Origin of the sequence: Algoriphagus persicinus, assembly GCF_035156415.1 — a bacterium.
GTDB lineage: Bacteria > Bacteroidota > Bacteroidia > Cytophagales > Cyclobacteriaceae > Algoriphagus > Algoriphagus persicinus.
Window position 1 is genome coordinate 1 of record NZ_JAYEEY010000052.1, and the last position, 10,185, is coordinate 10,185.

Below are 10,185 nucleotides of genomic sequence, written 5' to 3' on the forward strand. Positions count from 1 at the left end.
GACTACATTTAAGTCTTGTTTTTCCACACCTCAAAGTACATATTTTGAGTAAAACAAGAAAGGCTAGCCGAGTAATCGACTAGCCTTTTAAACTATCTACTTTTGAGACAGCCTCATTTGTCGTATAGAAGGCTTCTCAATGCTATACTATTTTTGAATGAGCAATTTATCCTACCTTTTATGACCGAGGATATTAGTATTGATTTGATTAAAAAAGCATTGCTAATTGGTTTTTTCGTTGCATTTATGGCTTGACTGGCAGATTTACACAGGCCCATATTTGCGCTGAATAAATATGAAATTAGGAATAAGAATATTTTTCAATGGACTCTTTGGTCAACAGGGGTGATTGTTCCAACGGATTTTGAGGCTGTCTCAAAACTTAAATCAACAAGCTGAGATTTGAGTATTTGGAATTTATCTCAGATACCTACCCGTACAAATTAGAGGCTGTCCCTACTTATGAGACAGCCTCATTTTTAGTTCGATATTGCAAGTATATTTGCCTGCTCCTGTGCCAACTCCTTCAGTCCTTCGATACGCTCTGAGCTATAAAGGATCAAAGCTTTATTTAATTGAGTAGAAGCCTTGAGGTAACTTTGTTCATTAAAGTGTGCGATCGCATCGTTGTAATATTGTAAACCTGCCAATTGGGTCAGGTTCACTTTTCTAAAAATTGCATTGTCTGATAGATCCACTTTAGGTGCTCCCAGTCGCTGACTCACTGACTTTAATTGCACCGAATCATCCGCTTTATATCCCGCCAAATAAGAGGCTACCTCGGTAGGAGCAGTGATCATGCCACCTATAGGGAGTGTACTTTCCAAGATGATGTCTTTGTCCTCATAATTCACCACAATAAATACGTGATAGTCTGTTTCTACTACTTTATAGTCAAATCCATATCGGTCCAAAAGCAGCGCTAATGCTGCTGAAGCACTGACACAGTCATATCTGCCCTCATCTAGCATGTCATTGAATGTGGAATGTTGTACGTAAGTTTGGAATAACTGCTGGTGAGATTTTTGGAAGATTTGACGAAGCACCTTGATATGTGTTCCCTTTTTATCAGATTTTTTATCCAATTCCGCCACTAGAGCATTCCATTTTTCATCTGAAAGGGATTTTTCGGCTTGAACGGCTCTAAAAAGTAAGTAGGGATTTTCCTGACCTGCTTCCCAAAGTTCTTTTTCTGAATTGTTGTCAAAAAGTAAATCTGCAGAAATCCCTATAGCATCCTGTGCCATGGCAATGATGCCAACTGCAGGGATTAGAATGTATGTGAGTAGGGCTTTTTTCACCTTGGATGAAGCTAATGTTACTATTCTTACGACCAATGTTACGTAAAGTTAACAATTTGGTAACATTAAAGTATACATTAATCCAAAACTTAACATTGGGAAAATTTAAGTGATCAGTTTTCAGTCTCAGTCACCGACTAATAGCACATAACGAATCTGATCACTGCAACTGAATACTCTCTACTCGTGATGGTAGGGCTCTTTTCGGAGAATTGTAAATCCGCGATACAGCTGCTCAATGAAAAATGGACGAATCATTTGATGTGAAAAAGTCATTTTGGAGATTGAAAGCTTGCCGTTTGCCCTAGCGTAAACTTCTTCAGAGAATCCATAAGGTCCACCGATCACGAAAATGAGTTGTTTTAATCCGGTATTCATCTTCTTCTGAAGGAACTCCGAGAAATCCACGGAGCTGTAGCTTTTGCCTCGCTCATCGAGCAAAATCAAATCATCTGATGGGATCAGCTTTTTCAATATTAACTCCCCTTCCTTTTCCTTCTGTAGAATTTCGGAAAGGGATTTGGTGTTTTTCAGATCAGGAAGGATCTCAAAATCAAACTTGATGTAAAAATTCAGACGCTTAGCGTACTCGTCTATCAAAGAAATGATGGCTTTATTATCCGTCTTGCCTATGGCGATCAATTTGATTTGCATAGTCAAATATCTGAAATTTCTCACGCATCGATTTTTTTCAACGGACTGATTTGTGGTAGTCACTCCTTGCCCTTGCCAGTTGGTTCTCTTGATACTTTTGAATTGACTTGTTTAAAAAATTGACTCACAGTTACTTAATCAACTTGTTTACAGTCTATTGACACTATAAAAACGCTAACAATTAACAAGCATGAAATCGAGCATGTCGCAGGTGACACACAGAGGTATGATTATCAACTATGCGAGATTCTCCCGATCCGCCGCGGCGGACGGGACAGGCTATCTGACCAATAAAAATCAAAATATAAACAGATTAGAAAAATTAGGAATAGTCACGACGCTCATAGGTGCATCCTCTTTTACTCCCAAGACAGGTTCGGTCCACGAGATTAGAGTCGATGCTGATATAGTAGATTTGGCTATCTCTCAGGATTTCTTGACCTCCTTAGTTGCGGCAGTTAAAGCCGGTGATTTGGTAGAGACATGGAAAGGAGATGGTTCATTTACCGTATTTGCTCTTAGAAATGAAGCATTTGCATAGCTTCCGGCTGGAACAGTTGAAAATTTTCTCAAGCCAGAGAACAAAGCTCAATTGGTGAAATTCCTGACCTATCACGTAGTGCCAGGCAAGGTGATGTCTTCAGATCTAATAAATGGTCAACTGGCTAAGACAGGAGAGGGGAGTTCTATGATTCCTTCTTGTGATTTTGTAGTTTCGTCCTGATGAATTTGAACCAAGTGTAAAATTTAAATCAAATTCGAGATTACACTCCGCTTTTTTCAAGATGCTCTGTTCTTGAATGGATGAGAGGGAACTTATCGTCTCTAGATTACAAAATTTATCACTACTACTGAGCTTTGCTAGGTAATAGAAGCAGTAGATATATAGACAAACTTAAGCACGTCTATAATATTCTAGAAAAGTAGTACTTAAATGAGTGATGTAAACAACTTTATGCTATACACAGCCCCCTCTGGTGAAGTTCGGGTACACGTTTACCTGCAAGATGATAGCCTTTGGTTAATTCAAAAGGCTATCATCGAGCTTTTTGGTGTCAATGTACCTGCGATTAGCAAACACCTGACTAACCTTTTTAAGGAGTGTGAACTTCAAGAAAATTCAGTTGTTTCCCATTTGAAACAACTACTTCTGATGGTAAGAATCACAAATTCAACTTTATATGAATAAAAAACTGATTTTTGGCGCATGCCTTCTTTTTGCTCAGCAGATTGCGACAGCGCAAACTACTCAATATAAACCTGTAGGGGGGAAAATTATGACGGAGTGGGCAATTCAGGTAACTCCTGAAAACGTCCACCGGGAATATCCCCGCCCTCAGATGACCCGCGAGGACTGGGTCAATCTGAATGGTCTTTGGGAGTATGCCATCAAACCCAAAGGTCTGGCAATTCCTACAGACTTTGACGGAGAGATTCTGGTGCCTTTTGCCGTGGAATCTGCACTTTCCGGTGTAGGCAAAACTGTAGGTAAAGACAATGAATTGTGGTACCACACGACTTTTTCTACTCTAAAGAAATCAAGCAAGGACAAAGTGCTCCTGCATTTCGGAGCATCTGACTGGGAAACAGAAGTCTTTGTCAATGGGAAAAGCATCGGGAAGCATCAGGGAGGATATGATCCTTTCAGCTTTGATATCACAGAGAATTTAAAATCCGGAAAGTCTCAGACTTTGCAGGTGCGCGTGTGGGATCCAAGCGATGATGGGCCGCAGCCACGTGGTAAGCAGGTCAATAATCCCAATAGTATTTGGTACACTCCTGTGACCGGTATCTGGCAGACGGTATGGCTGGAGACTGTCCCAGCTTCTTATATTGCTGGTTTGAGAAATACGTCGGATATCACAACTGAGCAAATCTTGGTGACTCCGGAAGTAGCCGGTGTTGTATCAGGGCAGCAGGTGAAAGTGTCTGCTTGGACAGACGGAGTAATGCTAGCAGAGCAAACGGTGAAGCCATCTCAAACTGCGAAGTTGACTATCAAAGAGGCCCAACTTTGGGCTCCGGGAAATCCAGTACTTTATGACTTGAAAGTAGAATTGCTGGATGGAAAGAAAGTTGTGGACGCAGTGGGAAGTTATGCGGCATTAAGAGAAATCAGCATGGCTCCAGATGAAAATGGCATTCAGCGAATGATGCTTAATGGTAAATTTTTGTTTCAATACGGTCCGCTAGATCAAGGTTGGTGGCCAGATGGTCTATACACCGCACCCAGTCATGAAGCGATGGTCTATGATATCCAAAAGACTCACGATATGGGCTTCAACATGATCAGAAAACATGTAAAAGTAGAGTCTGCTACTTGGTATCATGCATGTGACAAGATGGGGATGCTCGTATGGCAGGATATGCCGAGCGGAGATATGGGCAATGNTGATCAGAAAACATGTAAAAGTAGAGTCTGCTACTTGGTATCATGCATGTGACAAGATGGGGATGCTCGTATGGCAGGATATGCCGAGCGGAGATATGGGCAATGGTTGGGAGATGAAGCTTGCTGTCTTGGGCAGTCAAACTGACCGGGATAGATCTCCTGAGTCTGAGGCGATTTACCGGGAAGAATGGAAAGAGATCATGGATGATTTTTATAATTTCCCATCGATCGTAGTTTGGGTACCTTTCAATGAAGCTTGGGGTCAGTTTAAAACCAAAGAAATCACTGAATGGACTAAAAATCACGATCCTTCACGATTGGTGAATAGTGCCAGTGGTGGAAACTTCGAAATGGAGGGAACCAAAATAGCGGGTGATATCATCGATTTGCACAACTACCCAGATGCGAAAATGCCTGCTCCGGGAATTTATGGCAATGATAATATCCTCGTATTGGGCGAATTCGGCGGACTGGGACTGCCAGTGGACGGTCATGTGTGGCAGCAGAAAGACAACTGGGGATACCAAAGTTTCAAAAATCAAGAGGAGCTATACAGCCGCTATGCTGGGCTGATCACCAGATTGGGGGAATTGGTAGATGCAGGTCTTTCGGCAGCAGTGTACACCCAGACCACAGATGTGGAAGTGGAGACCAATGGACTGATGACTTATGACAGGAAAGTGATCAAGTTTGATGTGTCCAAAATGAAAAGCTTACATTCTCCTTTGTACAATAAATAATTGCCTTATAATCGAGCATGACGCATGCGACACACCATGGGATGATTATAACCTGCGAGATTCTCCCGATCCGCCGCGGCGGACGGGACAGGCTATCTGACCAATAAAAATCAATGATAAACACATGAAAACAACTAATTTCAATAAAATACTTGGTGCAGCTGCACTGGGGGCATTACTTTACAGTTGCGAAAGCAAAACTAAAGAAGAAACTAAAACTGAAGAAACTGTGCTAGAGCAGGTATTCGGCACAACCTTTCAAAACAAAAAAGTGGAAACATACGAGATCAAAAATGCCAATGGCATGAAAATGAAAGTCACCAACTTCGGTGCAAGAGTTACCAATCTTTGGGTGCCTGACAAGGACGGGAAACTGGTGGATGTAGTCCTGGGTTTTGAGACCTTAGAAGGATATCTGGAAAGTGGCGAAAAATACTTCGGTGCAGCTATTGGCCGCTATGGTAACCGGATTGCAAATGGAAAATTCACTTTGGATGGGAAGGAATATACATTGCCTCAAAACAACAATGGGCAGACGCTGCATGGTGGTCCGGGTGGACTGGACTATGTGATTTGGAATGTGGAAAAGTCTGGGGAAAATGGCCTGATCTTCAACTACACTTCGCCGGATGGAGAGGAAGGTTTTCCGGGAGAATTAAAAGTAAAAATGATTTATACGCTTACTGATGAAAACGAATTCAAAGTCACTTATGAAGCGGAAACTGATAAGGCCACGCCGGTAAATTTGACCCATCATTCCTTTTTCAATCTGAATGGTGCAGGGAATGGCACAGTGCTGAACCATACGCTGCAATTGAACGCTAGCGAATACACGCCTGTAAATGACGTGCTGATTCCTACAGGAGAGATAGTTTCAGTAAAGGAAACTCCTTTTGACTTTACAGAACCAACTACAATTGGTGCGAGAATCGACGAGGTAAACCAACAATTGAAGTTCGGTGGAGGATATGATCACAACTGGGTGCTGGACAAAGCAGGAAGGGACCTGACTCAAGCGGCAGTAATCTCATCTCCGCAAACAGGTATTGAAATGGAAGTGTGGACAACGGAGCCCGCGATCCAATTTTACAGCGGCAATTTCCTTGACGGAACTATCACTGGCAAAGGGGATAAAGTCTATGAACTTAGATCGGCGTTCTGCCTAGAAACCCAGCATTATCCCGATTCCCCCAATCAGCCGAATTTCCCTTCTACGATTTTAAAACCCGGAGAAAAATACGAGCAGACTTGCATTTATAAGTTTGGTACGAAGTAAATGCAGAAAGCCATCTTGAGAAAATCGGGATGGCTTTTTTACTTAGTCATTAATAGATAATTTTAATTGGCTGCCGAATATAAACGCAACAATTTTTTGAAGTGTAGAGAGATGAGCTTCTTTAAGGTTATTTCGATTTGGAAATATAAAACTTAGAGGCTCCGACTTTTTCTGCCAATTGGTCTTGGATAATACCCAATTTAATACGGGAAGGGAAATTGAAAAATCGTAAATATTGGACGACCCTTTGACCTTCAAAATCTTGCGCTTTATGAGCTCTCAGATGACCTGGCAAAACAGGTTAACTTGAGAGATCTGAACCTGAGAAACTCAAAGAAATAATGGAATAATGGCAAAAGATTATACAGGAAGTAAAAGTCAGAATCGATGTCTCAAGCCGGATGATGGGGCTTAGTAGCAAATCAAGGGATAAAAGCTTTTCAATGCTGAATTAAGGGCCCTTTGTTATACTTTTTCAAACACTAATCGGTAATGATCCATGATCTCTTTTTCAAAACAGACCCTGTTTGGACTTATTTTGAAAACTGCAATTAAGTGCCTGAAATCTTTATCAGTGAGATATTTTGGAAGTAGTGAGAGGTAAAGCCAATATTTTTTGAGATGGAATTTTCTGAATTTTTTCCGCCATTGAGTAATAGTTTCAATGTAATCCAGTCTTCCACTGCTTTTAGAAATTAATTTGAATCCGGGCTCGGCGCAATTGATAACCATTTCGGGGCCATATGGAAGCCAAGAACCGGGAAATTGTTTTATCATAAGGGCCATGATATAGGCGGTAGATCCTTTTTCAGCATTCACGTCCAGGTCTTCAAAATCGACCATATTCTTACTGAATGTCATGGTCTGAATATAAACCCTTCCCTCAACTGGCAACAAATCATAGAGGGTCTTAAAAAAATCACGATATACTTCCTCCTGTTTTCCCGCTTGCCATTCTTCCACAGAACAGAAATGTTTAAATCCCCCTATGCATGTGATGGCATCGAAACCCCAAAGTCCTCTGGCTTTATGTAACGGCAATCTTTCACCAATACATTATAACCATTCTTTTGACAAGCAGCCGCCTGACCTTGTGAGAGTGTCAAACCTATACTTATTGCACCTCTTTCATCTGAAATATACCGTAGGAAAGGTGCCCCGCCACAGGCCATGTCAAGCACTATGCTGCCATTTTTTATTTTTAAACTGTCGGCTATAAATTTATGTTTTGCTTTTTGAGCCACTTCAAGTGGTATTGAAAAATCCCCATCGTATTTTGCTCCACTGTAATCTCCGGTCTCTCCCATGCTTAGACGGAAGATTTCGTCGATTGTGGTGTACGTATAATCTAGATCTTTTTGGTTAGCCATTGTATGTATATTTCTAAAATTGATAACTAGTACACATCAAGATATCAAATTTTCAAGACTGCAATGATTCGGAAAGACAATTGCTCCAATCCCAATAGCCAGGAACGCTCTAATCAAAAAGAGGGACGCTGCCTGCTATCTGCCTTCTAAAATTTATTAGAATCATTGTGCCGTTTCTGACATCCTGGATCAGTTTTCCATCAATCTGACGGGTAAGCAGATCAACCAACTGCGTGCCAAAGCCAGTGCCTTTAGCTTGTGTATCCAACGTTTTACCTATTCCATTATCGCTGATTTTTAGCTGGAAATTGTCTTCATTCACATATTTTAGACTTAATTCAATAATCCCTTTTTCACCTTTGGGAAAAGCGTATTTCAATGCATTGGTGAGTAGTTCATTTACTATCAAGCCTAATGGCACGGCCGTATCGACATCGAATTCTAGTTCAGGCATTTCAATTTTTACCGTTATTCTGTTGGATTCATTGTAAGAATCCAGAATATTGATGCATAGGTTCTCGAAATAATTTTTCATTTCAATAAAAGCCAAATGCTCACTTTGATACAGTTTTTGATGCAAAATACCCATAGAATGTACTCTGTTTTGGCTTGCCAGCATGACTTCCTGCATAGTGGGGTCATCCATTTTTGCAGACTGCAGGGCCAGTAATCCGGACACTACTTCCAGGTTATTTTTAACTCGGTGATGTATCTCCTTAAGCAATAAGACATTTTGATTATTTTTTAAAGAGAGCTCATTTTGGGTTTTGGTAAGGTCACTAATCATGGCTTTAAGTTGATGAGTCCTTTCTTCCACCTCTTGCTCCATCGCAAGAAAAAGTCTGGCATACTGATTAGTAATATAAATGTAAATGCCTAATGGATAACTGATATAAAGCAGTATCAGATCTACATAATATAAGAAAGTGCTCAGCGAGATAAGGTCAGCATTGATCATCCTATTGACCAATAAGAAAACGGAAGTACCTATTGCCCCAAAAGTCACATAAAGTGCACCTTTATTCTTCTCTCTGATGGCTATTCTCATGATGATTACCATCAAAATAATGATGGCAAGAATGATGGTAGCATCAAAAAGAATGAAATTGAAAAGTGGGATAAAATAATTGGCGGTTCTTAAGAGCGCCAACCAAACCAGGTGCTTAGTCCAGTAGAATTTGTGTATTCTAAATAGTGAGCTTAGCGAATATGGTAAAAGACCATAACCCAAACCAAAAGCGGTGGAATTTAAAATACTACTGAAAATTGAATTGGAAAAACCGTTCAGTTCTACAAACAGCAGTATATGGGCGCAAACCGCTGCACATAAAAAGAAAAAGGTGATGAGTGTAATCACCAAGTAAGGCTCCTCTTTCCTGAATTTGAAATACAGGAGCACATGCAACAACAACAGAATAGAAAGCACCACAACGATCACCGACAGCGTGGCAAAGCTATTGGCATACCGAAAATCTGAATATTTTGCCCGGACTGCTGAGGAAAAACCAACATCAAAGCCAAGATTTTCAGAAAAGTACCTAAATATCTTAAAGTTATTTTTTGCTTGATGGTGGGAAAACCTTACCGCTAAAGTATGAATTTCTTGTGGGGTAATTTGCAATGGTCTGTCCGCCGCATAGTTTGGGGTATGGTTTTTTTCTAGTTGCTTATCGGGTGAAAAACTTCCATAACTAGCTACGAGCGCTCCATCCAAATACACTTCTGCTGCCCCCCAGGAGTGAAAATATAGCCTTTCAATAGCTTCAATTGTAGTTGGATCGGCAGTAAAGGTAATCCTCCACCAACCATACCCCTGCCACAAGCTATCCGGCATAGTATAAGCTTTTAAGCCAATGGGGTCTATCTTGTACCACTTTGAATCATCAAATCTGGGATCAGCCCATTCCAAATTATCGCCAGGCTGATAGCGCCAACTTTCTTTGAATTTTAACTCAAGCAAACCCTCCTTAAATAAGCTGGCATCTATGTGTGGTATTTTGGAATAGGAATCTAAGGTTCCAACAAAGAAAAATAGGAAGACGGATAGATAGCTGAATAACTGTTTTGACAATTTAAACTTCTGTTGAGTTTGGGGGCAATCCTGCATAATCCAAACATAATTTTAATTTTTGAGATAGTAAGTAAAAAGGACCTTATGACAATGAATAATTAAAAAATGAGGTTTAGGTGGTTCATTATGAATCCCATTTTAGTTCAAATTCTTCCTACGAAAAGTAATCCATAGCATTGGGAAAGAATTCAATACAGATCGTCCAAAGCCTGGGCAGTTGAAACTTTTAATCCATTAATTTATCGAGGAAGCAAAATGGATGTATCCCTCCGAGCATCCCATATAGTTTGGGCTAGGAATTGTAAGGAATTCAGTTAATCCTGTGCTGCTGCCAGTTTGAGGGCAGAAGTTGGTATAGGTCTTTTTGCTTATGGCTCTGGA

General features: G+C 40.6%; 9 protein-coding genes and 2 pseudogenes. 6 read left to right on the forward strand and 5 right to left on the reverse strand.

The window, feature by feature from the left end; translation table 11 throughout:
• Positions 1-479: 479 nt before the first annotated feature.
• Complete coding sequence (locus tag U3A58_RS21260; RefSeq protein ID WP_323826412.1) at positions 480-1,301, reverse strand: hypothetical protein; 822 nt, start codon at positions 1,299-1,301, stop codon at positions 480-482.
• 180 nt (positions 1,302-1,481) lie between these two features.
• Positions 1,482-1,955 carry a 23S rRNA (pseudouridine(1915)-N(3))-methyltransferase RlmH gene (gene rlmH / locus U3A58_RS21265; RefSeq protein ID WP_323826413.1) on the reverse strand — a complete coding sequence of 158 codons (474 nt, stop codon included), beginning with the start codon at positions 1,953-1,955 and terminating at the stop codon, positions 1,482-1,484.
• Positions 1,956-2,145: 190 nt separating this feature from the next.
• Between rlmH and U3A58_RS21900 the strand changes: the two genes are divergently transcribed.
• From U3A58_RS21900 to U3A58_RS21290, 6 genes and pseudogenes are all read left to right on the forward strand, one after another.
• Positions 2,146-2,496: a hypothetical protein gene (locus U3A58_RS21900; RefSeq protein WP_416377322.1), complete on the forward strand. Its 351-nt coding sequence runs from the start codon at positions 2,146-2,148 to the stop codon at positions 2,494-2,496.
• A gap of 54 nt (positions 2,497-2,550) precedes the next feature.
• A complete protein-coding gene (locus U3A58_RS21905; RefSeq protein ID WP_416377323.1) occupies positions 2,551-2,679 on the forward strand; it encodes a fasciclin domain-containing protein in 129 nt (42 codons plus the stop codon).
• A gap of 210 nt (positions 2,680-2,889) precedes the next feature.
• Entirely contained in the window at positions 2,890-3,144 is a 255-nt protein-coding gene (locus U3A58_RS21275) for a hypothetical protein (RefSeq protein WP_323826414.1), read from the forward strand.
• Positions 3,137-4,333 (forward strand): annotated as a pseudogene (locus U3A58_RS21950) (glycoside hydrolase family 2 protein); the annotation flags it as partial. The gene U3A58_RS21275 and the pseudogene U3A58_RS21950, both read left to right, overlap by 8 nt.
• A gap of 16 nt (positions 4,334-4,349) precedes the next feature.
• A pseudogene (locus U3A58_RS21955) lies at positions 4,350-5,087 on the forward strand (glycoside hydrolase family 2 TIM barrel-domain containing protein); the annotation flags it as partial.
• 124 nt (positions 5,088-5,211) lie between these two features.
• Positions 5,212-6,363: an aldose epimerase family protein gene (locus U3A58_RS21290; protein ID WP_323826415.1), complete on the forward strand. Its 1,152-nt coding sequence runs from the start codon at positions 5,212-5,214 to the stop codon at positions 6,361-6,363.
• 465 nt (positions 6,364-6,828) lie between these two features.
• Here the strand turns inward: U3A58_RS21290 and U3A58_RS21295 are convergent, their stop codons facing one another.
• The 3 genes from U3A58_RS21295 to U3A58_RS21305 all read right to left on the reverse strand — a co-directional run bounded on the left by U3A58_RS21295 (position 6,829) and on the right by U3A58_RS21305 (position 9,804).
• Positions 6,829-7,326 (reverse strand): class I SAM-dependent methyltransferase, encoded by a 498-nt coding sequence (locus tag U3A58_RS21295; RefSeq protein ID WP_323826416.1) that lies wholly within the window; start codon positions 7,324-7,326, stop codon positions 6,829-6,831.
• A gap of 23 nt (positions 7,327-7,349) precedes the next feature.
• Positions 7,350-7,733: an SAM-dependent methyltransferase gene (locus U3A58_RS21300; protein ID WP_323826417.1), complete on the reverse strand. Its 384-nt coding sequence runs from the start codon at positions 7,731-7,733 to the stop codon at positions 7,350-7,352.
• 109 nt (positions 7,734-7,842) lie between these two features.
• Complete coding sequence (locus U3A58_RS21305) at positions 7,843-9,804, reverse strand: sensor histidine kinase (RefSeq protein ID WP_323826418.1); 1,962 nt, start codon at positions 9,802-9,804, stop codon at positions 7,843-7,845.
• Between the last annotated feature and the right edge of the window lie 381 nt (positions 9,805-10,185).